Origin of the sequence: Nocardia sp. NPDC051570 (assembly GCF_044454005.1) — a bacterium.
Lineage (GTDB): Bacteria > Actinomycetota > Actinomycetes > Mycobacteriales > Mycobacteriaceae > Nocardia.
This window is the reverse complement of the sequence record NZ_JBITDI010000013.1, coordinates 176,741-199,283: the sequence shown is the minus strand read 5'-3', so window position 1 is coordinate 199,283 and position 22,543 is coordinate 176,741. Positions and strand designations below refer to the sequence as shown.

Annotated in this window: 22 protein-coding genes and 1 pseudogene; 13 read left to right on the top strand and 10 right to left on the bottom strand. The window is 66.3% G+C overall.

Features of this window, described 5'->3' with window-relative positions; all coding sequences use genetic code 11:
- Nucleotides 1-1,599 carry a succinic semialdehyde dehydrogenase gene (locus ACIA76_RS29990; protein WP_397156493.1) on the bottom strand — a complete coding sequence of 533 codons (1,599 nt, stop codon included), beginning with the start codon at nt 1,597-1,599 and terminating at the stop codon, nt 1-3.
- 141 nt (nt 1,600-1,740) lie between these two features.
- Between ACIA76_RS29990 and ACIA76_RS29985 the strand changes: the two genes are divergently transcribed.
- Nucleotides 1,741-2,559 (top strand): crotonase/enoyl-CoA hydratase family protein, encoded by an 819-nt coding sequence (locus ACIA76_RS29985; protein WP_397156491.1) that lies wholly within the window; start codon nt 1,741-1,743, stop codon nt 2,557-2,559.
- A gap of 93 nt (nt 2,560-2,652) precedes the next feature.
- Here the strand turns inward: ACIA76_RS29985 and ACIA76_RS29980 are convergent, their stop codons facing one another.
- Together ACIA76_RS29980 and ACIA76_RS29975 are read right to left on the bottom strand one after the other, a co-directional pair.
- Nucleotides 2,653-3,420, bottom strand: a complete 768-nt coding sequence (locus ACIA76_RS29980; RefSeq protein WP_397156488.1) for an SDR family NAD(P)-dependent oxidoreductase — start codon at nt 3,418-3,420, stop codon at nt 2,653-2,655.
- A complete protein-coding gene (locus ACIA76_RS29975; protein ID WP_397156486.1) occupies nt 3,420-4,091 on the bottom strand; it encodes an acetoacetate decarboxylase family protein in 672 nt (223 codons plus the stop codon). The genes ACIA76_RS29980 and ACIA76_RS29975 overlap by 1 nt, the downstream gene beginning before the upstream one ends.
- 692 nt (nt 4,092-4,783) lie before the next feature.
- Here ACIA76_RS29975 and ACIA76_RS29970 point away from each other — a divergent pair.
- Complete coding sequence (locus tag ACIA76_RS29970) at nt 4,784-6,259, top strand: FAD-dependent oxidoreductase (protein ID WP_397156483.1); 1,476 nt, start codon at nt 4,784-4,786, stop codon at nt 6,257-6,259.
- Nucleotides 6,260-6,274: 15 nt separating this feature from the next.
- On the top strand, nt 6,275-7,123 hold the full coding sequence (locus ACIA76_RS29965; protein ID WP_397156481.1) for a TIGR03619 family F420-dependent LLM class oxidoreductase: 849 nt from the start codon (nt 6,275-6,277) through the stop codon (nt 7,121-7,123).
- Nucleotides 7,124-7,202: 79 nt separating this feature from the next.
- On the opposite strand, the pseudogene ACIA76_RS29960 reads toward ACIA76_RS29965, so the two are convergent.
- A pseudogene (locus tag ACIA76_RS29960) lies at nt 7,203-7,304 on the bottom strand (class I SAM-dependent methyltransferase); the annotation flags it as partial.
- Nucleotides 7,305-7,422: 118 nt separating this feature from the next.
- Here ACIA76_RS29960 and ACIA76_RS29955 point away from each other — a divergent pair.
- A complete protein-coding gene (locus ACIA76_RS29955; protein WP_397156598.1) occupies nt 7,423-7,986 on the top strand; it encodes a TetR/AcrR family transcriptional regulator in 564 nt (187 codons plus the stop codon).
- A gap of 159 nt (nt 7,987-8,145) precedes the next feature.
- Here ACIA76_RS29955 and ACIA76_RS29950 read toward each other — a convergent pair whose 3' ends face one another.
- On the bottom strand, nt 8,146-8,631 hold the full coding sequence (locus ACIA76_RS29950; RefSeq protein ID WP_397156479.1) for a glutathione peroxidase: 486 nt from the start codon (nt 8,629-8,631) through the stop codon (nt 8,146-8,148).
- Nucleotides 8,632-8,828: 197 nt separating this feature from the next.
- Here ACIA76_RS29950 and ACIA76_RS29945 point away from each other — a divergent pair, with 197 nt between their 5' ends.
- From ACIA76_RS29945 to ACIA76_RS29920, 6 genes are all read left to right on the top strand, one after another.
- Nucleotides 8,829-10,454, top strand: coding sequence for a GMC family oxidoreductase (locus ACIA76_RS29945; protein ID WP_397156477.1), 1,626 nt, complete (start codon nt 8,829-8,831; stop codon nt 10,452-10,454).
- Between the two features lie 286 nt (nt 10,455-10,740).
- Entirely contained in the window at nt 10,741-11,883 is a 1,143-nt protein-coding gene (locus ACIA76_RS29940; RefSeq protein ID WP_397156475.1) for a transcription termination factor Rho, short form, read from the top strand.
- A 172-nt stretch (nt 11,884-12,055) separates the two neighbouring features.
- The gene (locus tag ACIA76_RS29935) at nt 12,056-12,694 is read left to right on the top strand and encodes a lactate utilization protein C (protein WP_397156473.1); all 639 of its coding nucleotides are present in this window, start codon (nt 12,056-12,058) and stop codon (nt 12,692-12,694) included.
- A gap of 261 nt (nt 12,695-12,955) precedes the next feature.
- Nucleotides 12,956-13,687: a TetR/AcrR family transcriptional regulator gene (locus tag ACIA76_RS29930; RefSeq protein ID WP_397156471.1), complete on the top strand. Its 732-nt coding sequence runs from the start codon at nt 12,956-12,958 to the stop codon at nt 13,685-13,687.
- Nucleotides 13,688-13,765: 78 nt separating this feature from the next.
- Entirely contained in the window at nt 13,766-14,014 is a 249-nt protein-coding gene (locus ACIA76_RS29925; protein ID WP_397156469.1) for a type II toxin-antitoxin system Phd/YefM family antitoxin, read from the top strand.
- The gene (locus tag ACIA76_RS29920; protein WP_397156467.1) at nt 14,011-14,268 is read left to right on the top strand and encodes a Txe/YoeB family addiction module toxin; all 258 of its coding nucleotides are present in this window, start codon (nt 14,011-14,013) and stop codon (nt 14,266-14,268) included. The genes ACIA76_RS29925 and ACIA76_RS29920 overlap by 4 nt, the downstream gene beginning before the upstream one ends.
- Nucleotides 14,269-14,337: 69 nt before the next feature.
- Here the strand turns inward: ACIA76_RS29920 and ACIA76_RS29915 are convergent, their stop codons facing one another.
- Together ACIA76_RS29915 and ACIA76_RS29910 are read right to left on the bottom strand one after the other, a co-directional pair.
- Nucleotides 14,338-15,804, bottom strand: a complete 1,467-nt coding sequence (locus ACIA76_RS29915; RefSeq protein ID WP_397156465.1) for a catalase — start codon at nt 15,802-15,804, stop codon at nt 14,338-14,340.
- A gap of 73 nt (nt 15,805-15,877) precedes the next feature.
- A complete protein-coding gene (locus tag ACIA76_RS29910; protein ID WP_397156464.1) occupies nt 15,878-16,321 on the bottom strand; it encodes a Fur family transcriptional regulator in 444 nt (147 codons plus the stop codon).
- A 324-nt stretch (nt 16,322-16,645) separates the two neighbouring features.
- Between ACIA76_RS29910 and ACIA76_RS29905 the strand changes: the two genes are divergently transcribed.
- Both ACIA76_RS29905 and ACIA76_RS29900 read left to right on the top strand, forming a co-directional pair.
- Entirely contained in the window at nt 16,646-17,995 is a 1,350-nt protein-coding gene (locus tag ACIA76_RS29905) for a serine hydrolase domain-containing protein (RefSeq protein WP_397156462.1), read from the top strand.
- 106 nt (nt 17,996-18,101) lie between these two features.
- Nucleotides 18,102-18,659 (top strand): TetR/AcrR family transcriptional regulator, encoded by a 558-nt coding sequence (locus tag ACIA76_RS29900; protein ID WP_397156460.1) that lies wholly within the window; start codon nt 18,102-18,104, stop codon nt 18,657-18,659.
- 17 nt (nt 18,660-18,676) lie between these two features.
- Here ACIA76_RS29900 and ACIA76_RS29895 read toward each other — a convergent pair whose 3' ends face one another.
- The 3 genes from ACIA76_RS29895 to ACIA76_RS29885 all read right to left on the bottom strand — a co-directional run bounded on the left by ACIA76_RS29895 (nt 18,677) and on the right by ACIA76_RS29885 (nt 21,848).
- On the bottom strand, nt 18,677-19,708 hold the full coding sequence (locus tag ACIA76_RS29895) for an aspartate-semialdehyde dehydrogenase (protein WP_397156458.1): 1,032 nt from the start codon (nt 19,706-19,708) through the stop codon (nt 18,677-18,679).
- Nucleotides 19,709-19,787: 79 nt separating this feature from the next.
- A complete protein-coding gene (locus ACIA76_RS29890; RefSeq protein WP_397156457.1) occupies nt 19,788-21,053 on the bottom strand; it encodes an aspartate kinase in 1,266 nt (421 codons plus the stop codon).
- A 219-nt stretch (nt 21,054-21,272) separates the two neighbouring features.
- Entirely contained in the window at nt 21,273-21,848 is a 576-nt protein-coding gene (locus tag ACIA76_RS29885; protein WP_397156456.1) for a dihydrofolate reductase family protein, read from the bottom strand.
- A gap of 75 nt (nt 21,849-21,923) precedes the next feature.
- On the opposite strand from ACIA76_RS29885, the gene ACIA76_RS29880 reads away from it, so the two are divergent.
- Nucleotides 21,924-22,502, top strand: a complete 579-nt coding sequence (locus tag ACIA76_RS29880) for a TetR/AcrR family transcriptional regulator (protein ID WP_397156454.1) — start codon at nt 21,924-21,926, stop codon at nt 22,500-22,502.
- Nucleotides 22,503-22,543: the final 41 nt, after the last annotated feature.

Sequence of the window (22,543 nt, the reverse complement as noted above, 5' to 3'; positions counted from 1 at the left end):
TCAGCGGATGCGTAGCTTGCGCATCCAGCGGAGGGTGAGCAGGGTTTGGCGTAGTTGTTTGTCGAAGGGCTGCTTGGCGCGGGCGGTCATGACCTGGATCTTCTGGATGCCGACGTTGACGGTGTCGGTGTACTTGAGCAGACCGGTGTCGCCGTGGCGGGCGCCCACGCCGGATTGTTTGAGACCGCCCGAGGGGGTGCCCTTGGACGAGTACGTGGTCACATAGCCGTCGTTGATGTTGATATTGCCCGCCTCGATGTGATCGGCGATCCTGGTGGCGTGCGCCAGGTTTCGGCTCCACACGCTGGCGTTGAGGCCGTAGGTGGTGGCATTGGCCTGCCGGATCACCTCCTCCTCGTCGGAGTAGCGGTAGATCGTCGCCACGGGGCCGAAGGTCTCCATGGTCGCATGCAACATCTCCGGGGTCACGCCGGTGAGCACGGTCGGGGCGTAGAACGCCGGACCGATATCGGGCATGGGCACACCGCCGGTGTGCACGACCGCGCCCTTCGCGCGCGCGTCCTCGATATGTGCGGCCACCTTCTCCATATGGTCGACCGAGGCCAGCGAGCCGAATTCGGGTGTGTAGTCGTAGCGTGCGCCCGCCGTGGCGCCCAATTCCGCGGCGGCCCCGACGAACCGGCGCACGAACTCGTCGTGCAACCGCTCGTGGACGTAGATGCGCTCGATATGCATGCACGCCTGACCCGAATTGCCGTAGACGGCGAATATCGCACTGGGGATCACCTCGTCGAGATTCGCATCGTCGAGCACGATCAGCGGATTCTTACCGCCCAGCTCGAGGCTGCAGCCGATCAGATTGCGCCCGGCCATCTCCCCGATGATCCGCCCGGTCGCGGTGGATCCGGTGAACATGACGAAATCGGCGTTGTCGACGATGCTCGGCCCGACATCCGGCCCGCCGCCGCACACCACCTGCAGCAGGCCGCGCGGCAGACCCGCCCTGTACAGCAGCTCCACGCCGTAGAGCACGCACAGCGCGGTCTTGTTGTCCGGCTTGAGTACTACCCCGTTGCCCGCGATCAGCGCCGGAACCGAATCCGACAGCGAGATCGCGAACGGGAAGTTCCACGGCGAGATGACCGCGACCACGCCCTTGGGCCGGTGCTGCTCGGTCGAGGTGGTGATGACCGGCATCGGCCCGCCGCGCCGCACGGGCCGCAGCACCCGCTTGGCCACCTTGAGGTAGTGGCTGATGACCAACGGCACATCGCAGGACTCCTCGACGGCCATCCGCCGGGTCTTCCCGTTGCCGATCTGGATGAGGTCGGCGATGGTCTCGTGCTCGGCCAGGATCAGCTCATGGGCCCGCTCGAACACCGCGAGCCGCCGCCACAGCGGCCAGGATGCCCATTCCCGTTGCGCCGCACGGGCATTCGCTGCCGCTGCGGCGACATCCTCGGGCGAGGACTGCGGCAGCTCACCGATCGCGGCGCCGGTATAGACCTCGATCATCTCGTAAGGTTCGCGCTTATCCCCGGCTGTACCGGCGGTCACCATCCCGGTCAGCCGATCGATGAGCGCCTTCGTGATCCGCGGCGGCAGTGTGGCCGTGCCGCCCTGCGTGGTTGTCTCCATCGCCGATCTCTCCATCCACTTGCCGCCCGTGACGGCGGTCACCACATTACAAACTAGAACACGTTATTGTTTACGACAATGCCGCCGGGTAACTTCGTCCCGGAAGCGCAGGTAATTTCCGAGCAGAGAGGGTTGACGAGAATGTCGGCAGCCACTGAAACCGGTAGCAATACAGAACCGCATGCCCTGATCGAACGCCGCGGCGCCACGCTGATCGTCACCATGAACCGACCGGCCGTGCGCAATGCGCTGACCGGCGAGATGCTCGAGCTGATGGTTCAGGCCTGGGATATCGTCGACGACGATCCGGCGATCCGCTCCTGCATCCTCACCGGTGCGGGCGGCGCCTTCTGCGCGGGCGCGGATCTCGAGGCCATGACCAAGCAGAATCATGCCGAGAACATGAGCGAGGGCGGCGGTTTCGATCCGACCACCATGCCCGGCCTGCTCAAGGGCCGCCGCCTGACCAAACCGCTGATCGCCGCCGTCGAGGGCCCGGCCATCGCGGGCGGCACCGAGATCCTGCAGGGCACCGATATCCGGGTCGCGGGCGAGAGCGCGAAATTCGGTGTCTCCGAGGCACGGTGGAGCCTGTTTCCGATGGGCGGTTCGGCCGTGCGGCTGCCCCGCCAGATCCCCTACACCGTCGCCGCCGAGATCCTGCTGACCGGCCGGCACATCACCGCCCGCGAGGCCAAGGAGATCGGCCTCATCGGTCATGTCGTCCCCGACGGCACCGCGCTGGACAAGGCGCTCGAGCTCGCCGGGCTGATCAATGCCAATGGGCCGCTGGCGGTTCGGGCGATCCTGCGGACCATGCGCGATACCGAGGGGCTGCATGAACTGGACGCGTTCAAGATCGATGCCAAACTGGGTCTGGAGGTATTCCGCAGCGAGGACGCCAAGGAGGGGCCGCGGGCTTTCATGGAGAAACGGAAGCCAGAGTTCAAGGGGCGCTGAGTAATTCGATGTGGCCCGATCCGCTCCCGGCGAAACACGTGCCGGGAGCGGAACATTGGCCAGAGACTGCGGGACCACCGGCGGGAGGCCCGCTCACAACTCCGGTTTGACCATGCGAGCGATGAGGCGGCGGAACAGATTCGGGGCGAGGCGACGGGCGAGCACCATGGCGTGCGCATCGCCGGGGAAGAGGTAGATCGGCGGCTTGCGTTTGCCCAGCGCCTTTTCCACCGCATCGATGACCTTCTCCGGCGACATGCCGCTGCGGCCGGCCAGTACTCGGGGATCCGAGGCGCGAATGTCGTCCAGGAAATGGGTTTCCACATGCGGCGGACAGACGCACACCAGTCGCACACCCGAGCCGAGCAGCTCCTGCGCGAGCGCGTCGACGTAGCCGACGACCGCGAACTTGGAGGCCGCGTAGGCCGCGAGCCCAGGCGAGGCGAACCAGCCCGCCATCGAGGCGAACAGCACCACCGTGCCCGATCCGGCGTTGCGCATGGCCGGAACGATCGCCTGGCACAGATTGACGGTGCCGATGTAGTTGGTGTTGATCAGCCGCTGCATCTCCGAAACATCGTGCGTCAGAGCCGATCCCACGCGGGCATAGCCCGCGGAATGCACCAGGTGCTCGATCGGCCCGAGGTCGGCGCGCACCTTGTCCACCATCGCGCGCACCGCAACGGCATCGGAGACGTCACAGGCATAGGTCTGCATATTCGGTGCGCGCCGGACGGTTTCGGCCAACCCGGTCTCGTTCAGATCCACCGCGGCGACGCGGTAACCGGCCGCGGCCAGGCGCTGCGCGGCGATGCGGCCCATGCCGCTGGCCGCGCCGGTCACGAGTGCTGTCGTGGTCATCAAACCTCCTGAGCTTCCTCGAATGTCATGCGCAGCAAGCCGATTCGAGTACTGAACAGCGCGCGGCCCGGCAGGCCGAGCGCGCGCATCTCGTCGGCCACCGGATGGTCGCCGAGCTGGATCCGGGCACCGCCGGGGCGACCGCGCACGGCCGCGGGATTCATCACCCACGGTGTGCGTCGCAGGACATCGCCCCAGGCATAGGCATCGACAGACGCGCCGCCCAATCCGGATGGCAGCGGCACGCCCCCGCCGACCCGCAGCGCCACCACCAACCGACCGTCCAGCCGCACCGCACATCGGTGACCGCGGCCGACGGGCTCGATTCGAATATCGGCCATCTCCTTGGGAAATCCCCAGATCTGCCGCCCGGCCGCGCAAGTGAAACTCTGATTCACCGGCAGCCAGTGGATGTACACGCCGATGCCGTGCCCCGGCCGGCGGACCAGCAGCGCGAAGGCGAACTCGTGATATGGGCCGAGATCGCCGTCGACATAGCGGACGAACGCCATCGAGCAGAGGGCGCGACCGGCGAACCGCACCGGCTCCAGCCCCCTGTCCGCCAGCAGCCGTCCCGCCGCCGCCGAGTCGACGGCGAACATGGCCGAACAGGCATCGGCACGCCGGATCTCCACCGGCATCCGAACCTTTTCCCCTAGAACAGCATGCACCGCCGACACCTCCCAAGTAGAACACGTTCTTGTTTTGCGACCTACGCTTTTCGAGTCCGGTCCCGTTCAACGGGAACGACGGTGAGCGGCGGCGATCGGTGCTCGCCGAAGGTGAAGTCGGCGCCGGTGCGATCACCACATCGGGACGGCCGTCGATCGGGATGCGGGGCGAATCCGGGCATCAGCGCACCGCCACCGCGGCGCCTCGGCCCGCAGCCGCCGATAGACGGGATAGGGGTCGTCGTGGAAACGATGGCCATAAGGATCGAATGAGAACGAGTTCAGTCTTCCGGAGTCGGCATCGGAAGACGCTGATCTGGACATGTGTCTGGACAGTATCATCACGTCGACTAGCAGGCGATAGATCCGAATAGTTTCCCCACTACCCTCGTCGACCGCAATGCCATCCCCTCGGTTCTCGGCAGTAATTTCGCCAGAAATTGGAACAAGTTATTGCGCTCGATCGACCCGGCTACATATAGTCCGTACACGTGTCCGGACAGCATGGGAGCGACCGATGAGCAGGCTCGTCACGCCCGACGGCGCCCCGCTGTTGATGGGCGGGAAACTGGTATCCGGCGGCGCGGGCGTCTTCGCCACATATGCCATCACATCGGCCGGCCCGCCGGCACGACACTCGACGGTGTGGTGGGAAAGGTTGTGGCACAGGCGAAGCAGAGGAGTGACCGATCATGACCGAAACCACCACGGTGCGTCCGTTGCGCGCGGATGCCGTCACCGGCTGGGATGACGAGGCCGACGTGGTGATCGCCGGATACGGCGTCGCGGGCGCCGCGGCGGCCATCGAGGCCGCCCGGGCCGGGGCCGAGGTGCTGGTGCTGGAGCGGACCGGCGGCTGGGGCGGTGCGGCCGCGATGTCGGGCGGCTTCATCTATCTCGGCGGTGGCACCCCGCTCCAGAAGGCGCTCGGATTCGAGGACACTCCCGAGAATATGGAGAAGTTCCTGCTCGCCGCGCTCGGCCCGGGCGTGGACGAGGCCAAGATCCACGACTACTGCCAGGGCAGCGTCGAGCATTTCCATTGGCTGGTGGCCCAGGGCGTTCCGTTCAAGGAGGAGTTCTGGGGCGAGCCGGGCTGGGAGCCGCCGCACGACCAGGGCCTGATGTATTCCGGCGGCGAGAACGCCGCACCCTTCAACACCATCGCCACTCCCGCCCCGCGCGGCCACCTGCCGCAGATGCAGAACAAGGTCATCGGCGAGAAGGGGGGCGGCTACATGCTGATGAAGCCGCTCACCGATACCGCCGAATCCCTCGGCGTCCGAGCCGAATACGACCTGCGTATCCAGCGTCTGATCACCGACGACACCGATCGCGTCGTCGGCGTCGCCGCCAAACGGTACGGCAAGCAGATCACCGTGCGCGCCCGCCGCGGCGTGGTGCTGGCCACCGGCAGCTTCGCCTACAACCAGGACATGGTGCGGACCTACACCCCGCGGCTGCTCAACCGTCCGGTGGCCTCGATCGAGGAGCACGACGGCATCGGGATCCGGGTCGCGCAGGCGCTCGGCGCGCAGCTGGCGCATATGGACGCCGCCGAGGTCGCGTTCTTCGCCGACCCGCAGATGATCGCCCGCGGCATCCTCGTCAACGCGCGCGGCCAGCGCTACATCCCCGAGGACACCTACTGCGGCCGCATCGGGCAGGCGACGCTCAACGAACAGCACAACAAGGCGTATCTGATCATCGATGAGCAGGCGCTCGAGGCCGCGGGCGCCACCACGAGCACCGTGCACTTCTTCCGGCAGCAGCCACCGGCCTCCGTGGCCGAGACCGTCGCGGAGGTCGAGGCCGAAATCGGTTTCCCCGCAGGCGCTTTACAGGCCACGATCGAGGTCTACAACCGGCACGCCGCGGACGGCGTGGATCCGCTGCTGGGCAAGAAGCCGGAATGGGTCAAGCCGATCCGAACCCCGCTCGCCGCCTACGATCTGCGCGAACATACCGGCGGTTTCACCCTCGGCGGGTTGCGGACCGATCTCGATTCGCGCGTGCTGCATGTGTCCGGCGACCCGATCGCGGGCCTCTACGCCGCGGGCCGCTGCACCTCCGGTATCTGCGCGGGCGGATATGCCAGCGGGGCCTCGCTCGGCGACGGCAGCTTCTACGGACGCCGCGCGGGCATCGCCGCGGCCCGCCACGACTGAAAGGATGACGGGCCCATGCGTTTCGGCATCGTCCTGTTCACCAGCGACCGCGGCATCACCCCGGCCGCGGCCGCCCGCGCCGCCGAGGAGCGCGGCTTCGCCTCGTTCTTCGTGCCCGAGCACACCCATATCCCGGTGAAGCGGGAGGCGGCGCATCCGGTGACCGGCGATGCGAGCCTGCCCGACGACCGCTATATGCGCACCCTCGATCCGTGGGTCGCGCTCGCGACCGCGGCCGCGGTCACCGAGCGCATCGAATTGGCCACGGCGGTAGCGCTTCCCACCGAACACGACCCGATCACCCTCGCCAAGACCATCGCCACTCTCGATCACCTGTCCGGCGGCCGGGTCACCCTCGGCGCCGGATTCGGTTGGAATACCGATGAACTCGCCGATCACGGCATTCCCGGCGAGAAACGGCGCACCGCCCTGCGCGAATACCTCGAGGCCATGCGCGCGCTGTGGACGCAGCAGGAGGCGAGCTACGACGGCCGATTCGTGCGCTTCGGGCCGAGCTGGGCCTGGCCCAAGCCGATCCAGCAGACGCCGCCGGTACTCATCGGAACCGCCGGAACCGAACAGGGTTTCCGCTGGATCGCCCGCCATTCCGACGGCTGGATCACCACGCCCTACGAACATGAACTGCTGCTGAAGCGCCTCGGGCTGCTCGCGGAGATCTGGCTGGCGCAGGGCCGCATCGGCGCACCGCGGGTGGTGGCGCTGGACGGTCGGCCCGATCCCGGGCGGCTCGCCCACTGGGAGGCCGCGGGCGTCACCGACGCGCTCTACGGCCTGCCGGACAAATCCGAATCCGAGGTCCTGGCCTATCTGGATCGACTCGCGGCCAAGCTGCCACTGGCCTGAAATACCCTGTCCCCCATTGTCTTCGATCACCGGAGAGTGAGCCGAGCACGTGCGTATCGCCCTGCTGTCCTAATCGTGTCGAGACCTCGCGGAGATTATTTCCGTCCAAAGCTTTTCGATAGATGTTGTACGGCACCCGGCCGCCTTCGCGCGGATCGGGGAATACATCGTGAATGGCGAGCGGAAATGATCGAATCGGCACGAGTGACAATAGAAAAGCCTTTCACAGTTGCCCCCGAGACCATCCGATAGTAGCATCCAGACACGTGTCCGATCCCATTTCCAGCGAATCCCCCGCGGTGAATTCGGAGGCCACTCGCCGTCGCCTCACCGAGAAGCAGGCCGATACCGTCGAGAGGCTGACCCGGGCCGCACTGGAGGTGTTGTCGCGCGAGGGTTTCGCGGGGTTGACCGTCCGTATGGTGGCCGCGTCCGCAGGAGTGGGCACGGCCACCGCCTACACCTACTTCTCCTCGAAGGAACACCTGGTCGCCGAGGTCTTCTGGCGTCGCCTGGCCGCGACCCCGCCACCGGCGGGCGACTCGCCCGACCCGACCGTGCGGGTGGTGGCCGTACTGCGCCAGATCGCGATGCTGGTCGCCGACGAATCCGCCCTGGCCGGGGCGGTGACCAGCGCACTGCTGGGCACCGATCCCGATGTCGCCCATCTGCGCGTCCGTATCGGCGGCGAGATTCGCCGCCGATTGATCGATGCGCTCGGACCGGCTGCCGATCCGGATATCGTGGAAACACTCGAATTGCTCTATGCGGGCGCGCTGGTGCGTGCGGGCATCGGCTACGCGTCCTATGCCGAAATCGCCGATCGGCTCGAGAAATCGGCATTGCAGGTGCTGCGCAACTGATTTCCAATACCGCCCGGACAGGTGTCCATCGCGAATGGACGCGGTACTGCGGAAGGATTTCCGATGGCATTTCCCGCGGACAGCTACCGCAACGACCATTCCACGATGGTGGTCCGGTTGCGGCAGCCGTGCGCGGTCCGCTACCGCCGGCGCGGATAGTTAGAGCACGGCCTCGATCGCCGAGACCACCGCCGGATCGCCGGGCTCGGTGCGCGGCCGGAATCGGGCGACGACCTTACCGTCCCGATCCACGAGGAACTTCTCGAAGTTCCACTGGATATCACCGGCCTCGCCGTCGGCGTCGGTGGTCCGCACCAACTCCCGATACAGCGGATGGCGGTCGTCGCCGTTCACCTCGACCTTCTCCAGTAGCGGGAAATCCACGCCGTAGGTGGTCGAGCAGAACTGCTGGATCTCCTCGGCCGTGCCGGGCTCCTGGCCCATGAACTGGTTGCACGGCACGCCGACCACGCTGAAACCGCGTGGCCCGTAGGTCTGTTGCAGTTCCACCAGTCCGGTGTATTGCGGGGTCAGGCCGCATTTGGAGGCCACGTTGACCACCAGCACCGCCTTGTCCCCGGCCAGATCGCCGAGGGTGGTGGATTCGTCGGAGAGGGTCCGTACGGGAATGTCGCGAATGCTCACCCCGTGATCATAGGACGCCTCCGGCGGCCACCCCGGTTGTGCGATCCGACGAGCACCGGCAGAAGTGGAACGAGTTCTACACAGCGCCACAAGCCTTCGAACCCGCTGCCAGGCTAGAAGTAAGGTTCACATCTTCACCAAGACTAGAACTTGTTCTACAGTGTGTCCTGGACCACTTCGAAGATGAGGTAGCGAATATGACCGACCGCATCGCGGATACCAGCGAGGCCGATTACATCGTCGTAGGCGCGGGCAGCGCCGGTGCCACGGTCGCGGCGCGGCTCGTCGAGGACGGCGCGAGCGTCATCCTGATCGAGGCGGGCCGCAAGGACGACACCCGGTTGGTGACCGTGCCCGGCATGATCACCATGGTGCATACGGTCCCGCAGCTGAAGAAGCGCGTGACCTGGAAGCAGTTCTCGGTCCCGCAGAAACATGCCGACGATCGCCTGATCCCGATGACCCGGGGCAAGGTGCTCGGCGGTTCCAGCTCGGTCAACGGCATGCTGTTCGTGCGCGGTAACCGGGCCAACTTCGACTCCTGGGCCGCCGAGGGCTGCGCGGGCTGGAGCTACGACGACGTGCTGCCCGCCTATAAGCGGCTGGAGAACTGGGAGGACGGCGCGAGCGAGGTGCGCGGCGCCGGTGGGCCGATCGAGGTGACCCGCCAGCGCGAACTGACACCGATCGCCCGGCAATTCATGACGGCCGCCGCCGACACTCTCGGGGTGCCCCAGATCGCCGACTACAACGGCGAATCCCAGGAGGGCATCAGTATCTTCCAGCAGAGCGTGCGAGACGGGTTGCGCTACAGCTCATCTCGCGGCTTCATCACCAACCGCCCGGACTCCGGGCTGCGGGTGGTGACGGGTGCGCATGTGACGCGGGTCGTCATCGAGAACGGGCGGGCGACCGGGGTCGAGGTGCTCGAGAAGTCCGGGCGGCGGATCATCCGCGCCGCCAAGGAGGTCGTGGTGTCGGCCGGTGTGATCGGCTCGGCGCAGCTGCTGATGCTCTCGGGCGTGGGTCCGGCGGGACAGCTGCGCGAGCTGGGGATCACCGTGCATACCGATCTGCCGGTCGGGCAGAACCTGCACGATCATCTGTTCGTGCCGATGACGTTCCTGTCGCGTAAGGCCGTACATCGCGGCATCCCTTCGCATTTCGCGGCGGGGCTGATCCGCGAACTGGCCCGGCCCGGCGGCTCGTGGTTCGGCCGCACGGTCTTCGAGGCCGTCGGCTTCGTGAAAACCTCGTTCGCACGCGACATTCCGGATATGCAGATCCACACCCTGCCGTGGAACTATCCGGTGCCCAATCAGGACGAGGACAAGCTGCATCTGGTGGACCGGCGGGCCGGTTTCACCATCTTCCCGACGCTGATCTATCCCCGCAGCCGCGGCGAACTCCGGCTGGCCTCGGCCGATCCGCTCGATTCACCGCTCATCGATCCGGGTTATCTGTCCGATCCGGCCGATACCGAATTCCTCGTCGAGGGTGTTCGGATGATTCGCGAGATCATGGCGAACTCCTCGATCGCGGGCGATATCACCGAGGAGTTCACCCCCGGCCCGGCCTACCGCGACGAGACCGCCCTGCGCCGTGAACTTCCCCATCGTGTGCATTCGGTCTATCACCCGGTCGGCACCTGTCGCATGGGTGTGGACGAACGCGCCGTGGTCGATCCCCAGCTGCGCGTGCGCGGTATCGAGAATCTGCGCGTCGCCGACGCCTCGATCATGCCCAGCATCACCGGCGGCAATACCAACGCCCCCTGCTACATGATCGGCGAGAGGGCCGCCGAACTCATCACCAGCCAGTAGCGGGAGGGGTAGTTCTCCCTCACCCCCAGCCCCGGCCCGCTTTTCGGCCGGGGCTCTCGGCATTGGGGAACAAACGCAGGGGATTGCGTGTTGTGGAGCATGACGCTAACGTTGGCAGCGTTCTTCGACTTGTGGACGCAGGTGGACCAGGTCCCGCCCACGAGGTATTCATCCCGGACGTTCGGGTAGCAGCATTGCGTTGCCGGTTCGACCGGATCCCCATTCGCGGCATCTGCCGCGGTCGCGGCCTTTCGCCGTACCCATAGCCTTCCCGAGGGGGAAAATCATGCAAGACAAGACAATTCACCACGCGACCGATACGGAGACGGTCGTCACAGGAATACTCGAGATCTCCGATAACCACGCCGCGGTGCGAACCGACGGCTATCTGCCCGGACCGCGTGACGCCCATGTGCCGACGCGCCTGGTCCGCGAGTGCGGACTGCGGCCCGGCGACGCCGTGACCGGCATCGTCGGCCCCAGACGCGAGGGGGTGAAGTTCGCCCCGCTGATCCGCGTCGACACCGTCAACGGCATGTCGCCCGAACAGGCCCGCAAGCGACCGCATTTCGCCGATCTCGTCCCGATCTACCCGCGCGATCGTCTGCGCCTCGAGACCGAATCACACGAATTGACCACGCGCGTCACCGATCTGGCGATGCCGATCGGCAAGGGTCAACGCGCACTGGTTGTCGCACCGCCCAAGGCGGGCAAAACCTCCGTGCTGCAATCGATCGCGCACGGAATCGCCAAGAACCATCCCGAATGCCAGCTGATGCTGGTGCTGGTCGGCGAGCGGCCCGAGGAGGTCACCGACCTGTCCCGCGCCGTGCCCGCCGATATCGCCGCCGCCACCTTCGACCGCGCGCCGCGCGAACATGTCGCGATCGCCGAACTGGCCATCGAACATGCCAAGCGCCTGGTCGAAATGGGTCGCGATGTGGTGGTGCTGCTGGATTCGCTGACCCGGCTGGCCCGCGCCTACAACCTGGCCACTCCGGCATCGGGCCGCATCCTGTCCGGTGGTGTGGACGCGGCCGCGCTGGCCCCGCCGAAGAAGTTCCTCGGCGCCGCACGCAATATCGAGAACGGCGGATCGCTCACCATCGTCGCCACCGCCCTGGTGGAGACGGGTTCGGTCGCCGATTCGGTGATCTTCGAGGAGTACAAGGGCACCGGCAACGCCGAGCTCAAACTCGACCGGCAGATCGCCGACGCCCGGATCTTCCCGGCCGTCGATATCAACCGTTCCAGTACCCGGCGCGACGAATTGCTGCTGGACCCCGCGGAGTTGGCCGCCATCGAGTCCATGCGCCGCACCCTGGCCGGTCGCGAACCGCGCCAGGCCGCCGAGCTGCTGCTGACCGGTCTGCGCGGCACCCAGACCAACGCCGAATTCCTGCGCAACATCCGCACCGCGGGGCGCTGACCCGCCCGTCCGGTTCCTCCCGTTACTCTGGATCGGTGGTCGGCGCCGAATGGACCGTGCCGATCCGGCTCGATCTGGAGGTTTTCGTGAGGCTGCCGGCCCAATCGACTCGCGGTTCTGGTGGTTGGTTCGACGGATCCTCGCATTTCCCGCCCGCCGCCGAGGTGCGGCCATGATCGAGCGCGAGGAGATGCTGCGACGCGTGCGCGATGCCCTCAAGGCACTGCCCGCCGACGAGCGCACGGTCACGCTCGGCCGCCATCGACGGCCACCGGCCGTTCTGGATCCCGCCGCCCGCGCCGAACTGGTCGACATGTTCGCCGAACGCGTGAAAAACGATGGCGCCCAGGTGGTTCGGGTCTCCGAGGCACGGATCACCGAGGCCGTGACCGAGGCGCTGACCACCCACGACGCCAACTCGGTCGTCGCGCCGGAGGGTCTGCCGCTGGACTGGCTCACCGCATGGGCCGAGGCCGCCGGACATCGGGTCGTGGCCGATCATCCCCTGGGCTCCACCGATACGCCCGACGCCGTGGTGACCGGCTGCGCCGGCGCGGTCGTCGATCCGGCGACCATCGTCCTGGACGGCGGTCCAGGCCAGGGCCGGGCCTCGATGCTGACCCCCGGCTGTCATATCTGCGTGGTCCGCGCCGGGCAGATCGAACCCGCCCTGCCCGATGTCCTCGATCGCCTCGATTCCCGCCGGCCGATCACCTGGTTCCGCGGACCGGCGGCCGCCCCCGACGACGAACTGATTCCGGTGCCCGCCGGACAGGGCCCGCGCCATCTGGTCATCGTCATCGTCGAATGACGGCGAGCCGTCGTCCGTTGCCACGTTGTGATCATGCTCTCCGGCACGGCCTGTCATCTCGAGGAATGATGGGGACAAGTGCGCCAAGAGAATTGGGAGCGACGATGGAAACCGTAGTCGTCTTCGTATTGGCCTGCCTGCTCTACTGGTGGGGCATGCTCTGAAAGCGGCTCCGACCTCTCCGATACCGCACATCGTTCGTGCGAGCGAACAGTGTGCGCCAGCGGTTATGCTGACCGCAACAGGAGAGGAGAGACCGCGATGGTCGCGAAGGCGCAGGAGATCCCGTCGGTCTGGACCCGGCCACAACGCCCCCGGCGCGATACGCCGGCGCTGAGCCGGGAGCAGATCGTGGCCGAGGCGATCGAGCTGCTGGACTCCGAGGGTTTCGAGGCGTTGAGCATGCGCCGGCTCGGCACCAAGCTCAACGCCGGGGCCACCTCGCTCTACACCCACGTAGCCAACAAGGACGAACTGCTCGAACTGATCATCGACGAGGTGCTCGGCGAGATCACGATCCCGGATGCGGCCCCCGAGGGCTGGCGCCCGGCGCTCGTGCGGCTCGGCCGCGATATGCGCGCCGGTCTGCTGCGGCATTCCTGGATCACCGGCGTGCTGAGCACCGCCGGGCTCAGCTACCTCGGCCCGAACATGATGCGCCTGTCCGAGGGACTGCTGACGATCCTGGAATCGGCGGGCTTCGACGAGGAGACCGCCGACCGCGCCACCAATACGATCCTCGGCTACATCGTCGGCTCCACCTCCACCGAGGCCGCCATGCTGACCACCATCGCCCGCAGCGGCCTCGACGAACACGACTGGATGCAGGGCCTGCTCTCCGCCGGCCGCTCAGCCTCCAGCCCCTACCCCCGCACCCACAAGCGCTACACCGAACCCCGCGACACCAACCCGGCCCGAACCCGAGACACCGACTTCGACACCGAACTGACCCTGATCCTCGACGGCCTCGAATTACGCCGCCGCGCTGAATGATTCGGGTTCATATTTCTCGAAATCGGCCCCACCCAGCGCACTGGTACCATATTCTGTACCACTATGCCTGGAGGAATCATGGCACCCGCGATCACAGCATCGGAAGCTCGCAAGAACCTATTCCCGCTGGTGAAGCAGGTGAACGAGGATCACGACACGATCGAGATCGTGTCCAAGGCCGGTAATGCCGTACTGATGTCAAAGGAAGACTACGACTCGCTGATCACTACGGTCGAGCTCCTGAGTGGCCGCGATGGCGACCGCCTGCGCAGATCAATTCAGGAGCTCGAGTCCGGAGGTGGCCACGAGCATGAGCTGATCGAATGAGGCTCGTCTTCTCCGAGACGGCATGGGACGAATACGCATCCTGGCTACAACGCGACCGAACCGTACTTCGGAAAACGAACGCACTGATCAAAGCGATCTTGAATGACCCGTTCGAAGGGATCGGCAAACCTGAGCCGCTCAAACACGACCTTGCGGGCTACTGGTCGCGGCGGATCACCCAGGAACATCGCATTGTCTACAAGGTGACCGACGATGCGATCTGGATCGCCAAGGTCGGCGGCCACTACGAGTGAGCGGTGGCGGCTCCGCTGATAACGAAGGCCCGCACCGAATCCGGCGCGGGCCTTCGTTTTTCGATCCGATTACGCGTTGCCCTCGAGGCCGGCGCGGACGCCCTCCTCGATGCGCTTGCCGATCTCCGGGTCGATGTTGGTCCAGTACTCGAACACTCGGCTCAGGACCGGCTCGCGGACGCCGCCGAGCACATGGCCGACGACATTGCTCACCAGGCGGTCGCGCTGCTGGTCGTTGAAGACCTCGCGGACGAGCGTGCCGGGCTGGGCCCAGTCACTGTCCTCGCGGTGCTGGATGTATCCGGCGCGCACCATCTCCGGTTCGAAGTTCCACGCCGCCTCGTCGGGGGCCTTCGACGCGTCGGCATGCGGGCCGCCGTAGGAGTTCGGCGCGTACACCGGCACCTCGGGCGCGTTGAAGTCGTACCGCATCGCGCCCTCCTTGGAATAGGTGTTCACCTCCGCGGCGCGGGGCCGGTTCGGCGGCAGCTGAGCGTAATTGGTTCCGATGCGGTAGCGATGTGCGTCGGCATAGGCGAATACGCGGCCCAGCAGCATCTTGTCCGGTGAGAAGCCAACTCCCGGAACGGTATTCGACGGCTCGAATGCGGCCTGCTCGATCTCGACGAAGTAGTTGGCCGGATTGCGGTTGAGCGTCCAGCGGCCCACCTCGATGAGCGGGTAGTCCCTATGCGACCAGACCTTGGTCAGGTCGAACGGGTTGAACCGGTAGGCCGCGGCCTCGTCGGCGGGCATCACCTGGACATGAACCGTCCAGCTCGGGAATTCGCCGCGCTCGATGGCCTCCCACAGATCCTGGCGGTGGTAGTCCGGATCCGAACCGGCGAGCCGATCGGCCTCGGCCTGGGTCAGGAAGTCGATGCCCTGATCGGTCTTGAAGTGGTACTTCACCCAGAACCGCTCGCCCTGGGCATTGATCCACTGATAGGTGTGCGAGCCGTAGCCGTTCATATGGCGATAGGTCTTCGGGATGCCCCGGTCGCCCATCAGCCAGGCCACCTGGTGGGCGGTCTCCGGGCGCAGCGTCCAGAAGTCCCACTGCATGTTGTGATCGCGAAGTCCGTTGCCGGGCAAGCGCTTCTGCGAGCGGATGAAGTCGGGGAACTTGATCGGATCCTTGATGAAGAACACCGGGGTGTTGTTGCCGACGAGGTCGTAGTTACCGTCGGTGGTGTAGAACTTCACCGCGAAACCGCGCGGATCACGCCAGGTGTCCGGGCTGCCCTGCTCGCCGGCGACCGTGGAGAAGCGCACCAGCGATTCGGTCCGCGCACCCGGCTGGAACAGCTTGGCCTTGGTGAAGCGGCTGACGTCGTTGGTTACGACCAGTTCGCCGTAGGCGCCCGCACCCTTGGCGTGCACGATCCGCTCCGGCACCCGCTCGCGGTTGAACTGGGCGAGCTTCTCGATCAGGTAGTGATCGTGCAGCAGGATCGGGCCCTCGGTACCCGCGGTCAGCGATTCGTTATCGCTGGCGACCGGGGTGCCGGTATTGGTGGTGGTCGGCTTGGTCATGTGCAGCCTCCTCGAGGGTCGACGGCTTGCCCCAGGGTATGGGCTGCCCCGGGGTGGGATGGAGTTCGTTCGATCAGTGGGACGGGATGCCGTCTGCCGGACGGCAATTCGGGCACAAGCCCCAGTACACGACCTCGGCCTCGTCGACCGCGAAGCCATGCGCGTCCGACGGATCGAGGCAGGGGGCATGGCCCACGGCACAGTCCACATCCACGACCGTGCCGCACTGCCTGCACACCAGGTGATGATGGTTGTCGCCGATCCGCGCCTCGTACAGGGCGGAGGAGCCGGCCGGCTCGATCCGCCGCAGCAGCCCGGCGCTCACACAGGCCCGCAATACGTCGTACACGGCCTGCGTGGACACCGAACCCAGCCGGGAACGAACCGCGGCGGCCACCCGATCGGCATCCGAATGTGGTTGTGCCGCAACCACATCCAGCACCGCCACCCGCGGGGCGGTAACCCGCAGTCCGGCCGCGCGCAATTGCTGGCGCGGATCGTAGGCGTCGGTGTGCATAACTCCAGTCTCCACGTTTTCTGGAGTAAGTCAAGAAAAGACTGTCAGTTATGTTCTACGCCGAGGTCGCGGCGCACCTCATCCGGTTACCCACATCACATCTCGTACGCCGGAATAGATTGCGGCGGTGCCCGGTTGACTACCGTTGCCGACGTCGGGACAGCCCCGGGCCTCACCCTTCGTCGCTACGAGCGACCACTCGCCGAGAGGCGCATGTTGGGCGTCGGCACCTCGAGCCGCAGGGACCCATATCTGCGCGCTCGGACCGACGCCGCCAGGCCCAACCTGGCGGCGTTCGTGCGCTGTCCGGGATAGCCTGCTCGTATGCGCCGCATCCTGGGGTGGATTTCCGGCATGACCGTCGCCGTATCGGTCGCGGGCGCGCTCACGGCCGGGCCGGTGCGGGCCCAGCCGGTGGACGAGACACATTGTGCGGTCACCTCGGATCGACAGCTCGAACGCGCGACCCCGGCGGAGGTCGGATTCGATACCGATCGACTGGCCGCCGCGCTCGCCTTCACCGGACAGCGAAATCGGCTCAATGTCCAGGTCTTCCGGCACAACTGCCTGGTCGGCGAGGGACCGAACAACGCCGAGACCGGCAACGTCGCATGGAACGTCTGGAGCGTGACCAAGAGCGTCGTCTCGCTGGTCGCCGGAATCGCCTGGGACCGAGGCGAACTCGATCTGTCCGCACCCATCGATCGCTATCTGCCGCCGGGCCTCGGCGACGCCCGGCACCGATCGATCACGGTGCGGGACCTGCTCACCGAGACCTCCGGGCTGCGGACCGGGGCACTGACCGAGGGCCTGACCGCCGTCGTCCCGATCGATCCGAACAGCGCTGTACAGGCGCTCGGGGTGCCCTTCGACAGTCCGCCGGGTACCGAATTCACCTACAGCCAGCGCAATGTGGACCTGTTGACCTATGTGGTGGAACTGGCGATCGGCGAGCCGTTCCAGAACTTCGCACAGCGGGAGCTGTTCGACCCGCTGGGCATCGCGCGCGGCGATTACTACTGGGCCCGGGACCGTTCCGAGCACACCTACGGCTACGCCCATCTGCTGATTCCGCCGAACGATCTGGCCCGCCTGGCGCTGCTGCTCGGCAACGACGGACGGTGGGGCACAAGGCAGATCGTGTCGAGCGACTACCTGCGCATGGCCCGCCAGCCCTCGGCGACCAACCCCTGTTACGGATATCTGTTCTGGGTCGGGGCGGGGTGCGTGGAGATACCCGCGTTCATACCGCGCGATTCGTATCTGATGTCCGGCCTCGGACTGCAGAATGTCTTCGTGATCCCCGAATGGGACCTCGAGGTGGTGTGGACCGGCGTGTTCGGCAATCACTCGGCGAGGGGCCTGGCCGGACTCCTGCAGACCACCGACGAGTTGTCCTGGGAGTTCTTCCGGCGGTTGGTGGCCGCCATGGCGCACCCACCGGTATCCGATCCGGGCCCCTACGTGGAGCAACCGATCCAGATCGATCCTCGCGACTACATCGATCCCGAGATCGCCGAGGCCGTCTTCGGTATCGGACCGGACGCCTACCCGGGTTGTAATGTGTTGTCCTGCTTGAAGACTCCACTCGCGGCACCGTTCAGCGACGCGCCGCCAGGGTGTTTCATCGCGGTATGCCTGGGCACCGATCCGCGCACACCGGGAATTCGCTGATTCAGCCCGCGATCCGGGCCAGTACGGCGGCGTTCACGACCTCTCTCGAATTGAAACGGAACGATCACCCCGCTTGTCAATGGGAGAAATGGGTAGACTCGCGCCCGTGACCGAAGGACGTCCTCTGCGGGCCGACGCTCGCCGCAATCGCGAACGGGTTCTCGCGGCCGCGCGGGAAGCCTTTGCCGCCGAGGGCATTTCGGTTCCCCTGGATGAGATCGCGCGGCGGGCCGGGGTCGGGCCCGGTACGGTCTATCGCCACTTCCCTACCAAGGAGGCGCTCTTCCACGCCGCCATCGTGGACAATATCGAGCGTCTGACCGACTACGCCCGCGAGCTGGCCACTGCCGCTGATCCCGTCCATGCGTTCTTCGGATTCCTCGACCATTGGGTGGCCGAGGGTGCGGTCAAACGGGATCTGGCCGAGGCCATCGGCAGCGACCATGCACTCGAATTGTCCTCCCCTGTCAAGGGAATGCTCGACTCGATCGAGACGCTGCTGCACCGAGCCCAGCGATCCGGCGGCGTCCGCCCCGATATCGATCTCGACGACCTCTTGCGGGCCCTCAAGGGCACCTTCCTGGTCACCCACATCCCCACCATCACCGACGCACAACGCCGCCGCACCTTCGCCATCGTCTTCGACGGCCTGCGCGTCCGATAAGACGAAGGGCCGCTCGCTCAGCCCCGCAGCAGAACTTCTGCGATCTGAATCGTGTTGAGGGCGGCTCCCTTTCGCAGGTTGTCGCCCGAGATGAACAGGGCCAGACCGCGGCCCTCGGGAGCGCCCGGGTCCTGGCGGATGCGGCCGACGAGGGAATCGTCGTTGCCCGCGGCGGCCAGTGGGGTCGGGACGTCGACCAGCCGCACGCCGGGGGCGGCGGCGAGGATCTCGCGGGCCCGCTCGACCGACAGCGGGCGGTCGAATTCGGCGTTCACCGACAGGGAGTGGCCGGTGAAGACCGGGACTCGCACGCAGGTGCCGCTCACCAGCAGGTCCGGCAGGCCGAGGATCTTGCGGCTCTCGTTGCGGAGCTTCTGATCCTCATCGGTCTCACCCGAGCCGTCGTCGACCAGCGAACCGGCCAGCGGCAGCACATTGAAGGCGATCGGGGCGACGTACTTGTTCGGGGCGGGGAATGCGGCCGCGGCGCCGTCGTGGGTCAGCTTCTCCATATCGGGAGCCACCGCGCGGATCTGGGAGGCGAGCTCATCCACACCGGCCAGGCCGCTGCCCGAGACCGCCTGGTAGCTGGACACGATCAACCGGCGCAGCCCGGCCTCGTCGTGCAGCGGCTTGAGCACCGGCATGGCGGCCATCGTGGTGCAGTTGGGGTTGGCGATGATGCCCTTGGGCAGGTTGCGGACCTGCTCGGGATTCACCTCGGAGACGACCAGCGGGACCTCGGGATCCTTGCGGAATGCCGAGGAGTTGTCGATCACGGTGACACCCGCGGCCGCGAATCGCGGCGCCTGCACCCGCGACATGGTGGCTCCGGCGGAGAACAGCGCGATATCCAGTCCGCTCGGATCGGCGGTCTCGGCATCCTCGATCACGATCTCGCCGCCGCGCCACGGCAGCGTCTTACCCGCGGAGCGCGACGAGGCGAAGAAGCGCACCTCGTCGGCGGGAAAGTTGCGCTCCTCCAACAGTTTCCGCATGACGGCGCCGACCTGTCCGGTCGCGCCGACGACACCTACGCGCACACCCATGCCTCAGTGTCCTTTCGACATGATCGGGAGCCCTACATGGTTACGCTCCGCTGCCGCCTCCGGGCTTGACCCGATCATGTCAACGCCCCGATCCGGCGTGCACGACCGCCACCTCGTTGCCGCCCAGATCGAAGGCCCGGTGCAGAACCCCGACGGCCTCGTCCAGTTCGGTGTCCTTGACCAGCACCGAGATCCGGATCTCGGAGGTGGAGATCAGGTCGATGTTGATGCCCGCCTGGGCCAACGCCTCACAGAAGGTGGCGGTGACGCCCGGATGGCTCTTCATGCCCGCACCCACCAGCGACACCTTGCCGATGTGATCGTCGAACAGCACCTGCGAGAAGCCGATCTCGTCCTGCCGCTTGGTCAGGAACTCGACGGCCTTGGGACCGTCGGTCTTGGGCAGGGTGAAGGTGATGTCGGTCTTGCCCGTCTCCACCTTGGAGATGTTCTGCAGGACCATATCGATGTTGATCTCGGCATCGGCGATCGCGCGGAACACCTTGGCCGCGTAGCCCGGCGAGTCCGGCAGGCCCACCACGGTCACCTTCGCCTCGCTGCGGTCGTGCGCGACGCCGGTGAGGATTGCTTTCTCCACGGGGATGTCCTCCATCGATCCGTATACGTAGGTGCCGTTCTTGTCGGCGTACGAGGAACGCACATGCACGGGCACGTTGTAGCGGCGCGCGTACTCCACGCAGCGCAGCATGAGCACTTTGGATCCACAGGCGGCCATCTCCAGCATCTCCTCGAAGGAGACCCGATCCAGCTTCTGCGCATCCGGGACGATTCGCGGGTCGGCGGTGAAGACGCCGTCCACATCGGTATAGATCTCGCAGACATCGGCCTCGAGCGCGGCGGCCAGCGCGACCGCGGTGGTGTCGGAGCCGCCACGACCCAGCGTGGTCACGTTCTTACTGTCCTGCGAGACGCCCTGGAAACCGGCGACCAACACGATCACGCCCTCGTCGAGGGCCTGACGGACGCGCGAGGGCGTCACGTCGATGATGCGGGCGTTGCCGTGCGCCTCGGTGGTGATCACCCCGGCCTGTGAACCGGTGAACGAGCGCGCCTCCGCGCCCAGGGAATGAATGGCCATGGCGACCAGCGCATTCGAGATGCGCTCGCCCGCGGTGAGCAACATATCCAGCTCGCGTGCGGGCGGAACGGGGGCCACCTGCTGGGCTAAATCCAGCAGTTCGTCGGTCGTATCGCCCATCGCGGAGCATACGACGACCACATCGTGGCCCGCCTTCTTCGTCTCCACGATCCGTTCAGCGACGCGCCGGATTCGCTCGGCGGATTCGAGCGAGGATCCTCCGTACTTCTGAACGACGAGAGCCACGACAGGGGTCCTCCAAGATCGACTAGCGTGCAATTACCAGCACCCAAGCGTACCGATCGTTGTCCACTCGTAATCGGGCTACCTCCGACTGTGATTCTCGTTATCGAGAGGTTTGACATCGGATCGGGTACTGCGCGTGGTCAGCACCCGATTCCGCGTGATCGCGGCCGAGCCGGGGCGTATGGATATATGCAGAACGCGGTCGGGCCGGGCGCAGCGTCAGGCGCGGGTGAACCAGGTGACCTGGGCGCCACTGTCGAAATCCCGGCGCCGGGCGGGGGTGAACAGCGTCGGGCGGAAGGCGCCGGTGAAGGCGCGCACGCCGTTACCCGCGAGCACGGGATAGCTCTTGATGATCAGCTCATCGATCTCATCGATGAGCGCCCCGGCCAGCTTGCCGCCGCCGCACAGCCAGATATCCCTGCCCTCTTCGGCTTTCAGCCGCCGCACCAGCGCCACCGGATTGTCGGCGACGACCGCGATCGCTGGATCGTCGACCGCACCGAGTGTCGTAGAGACGACGTACTGGCGCATATGCGCATACGGGCTGGTCACTCCGACCGACAGGGCGGGCTCGTAGGTGCCGCGGCCCATGATCACCGTGTCCCATTGCCGGTTCGGGGTGTGCACATCCATCCCCAGGTGCCGGCGGATGTGGGTGGGGACGGCCTCGGGGTAGCGGTCGTTGATCCAGGCGGCCATCTCGGCCGACAGCGGATAGAAGTCGAATTCGCCGCCGGGCCCCGCGATGTAGCCGTCCAGCGAGACACCGACGTAGTAGACGAGCTTTCGCATGCGGATGACCGCCTTCGCTGTTGTACTCTAATCGAAGTGGTTTGAACGTAGTACTACAAATGGAGTGGTGTCAATATGCGGACGAATCCCGAACGGCGGCAGGCCCTGCTCGACGCGGCCATCGAGGTCCTGGCCGACGACGGCGCGCGCGGCCTGACCTTCCGCGCGGTCGACAAACAGGCGGGCGTCCCGGCCGGTACGGCATCCAACTACTTCGCCAATCGCGACGATCTGCTCATCCAGGTCGGCGGCCGCTTCTACGAGCGTGTCCATCCCGGCGACGAGGCACTGGCCCGGCTCGGCGAGGATCCGAAGAACCGGGAGGCGATCGTGGAACTGCTGACCGAGACGGTCGCGCGCCTGACCGCCTTCCGCACCGGCTATCTCGCCCTCCTGGAGCTGCGCCTGGAGGCGACCCGCCGACCCGAATTGCAGACCATGCTCACCGAACGGGTCCGTGCCGACCTCGACATGAATATCGCCACCCATCTCGAATCCGGACTGCCCGGCGACGCGACCGCGGTCCGGCTGCTGTATCTGAGCCTGAACTGGCTCATCCTCGAAAGGCTCACACTGCCGGGCATTTTCACCGACGCCGAGAGCCGGGCCCTCGTGCGCGCCGCGGTCGAGCGCGCCATACCGGCCGAGGGCTGAAATCCGACGGCCTTGTGAGACAAGTCACTTCCGGTTGATAA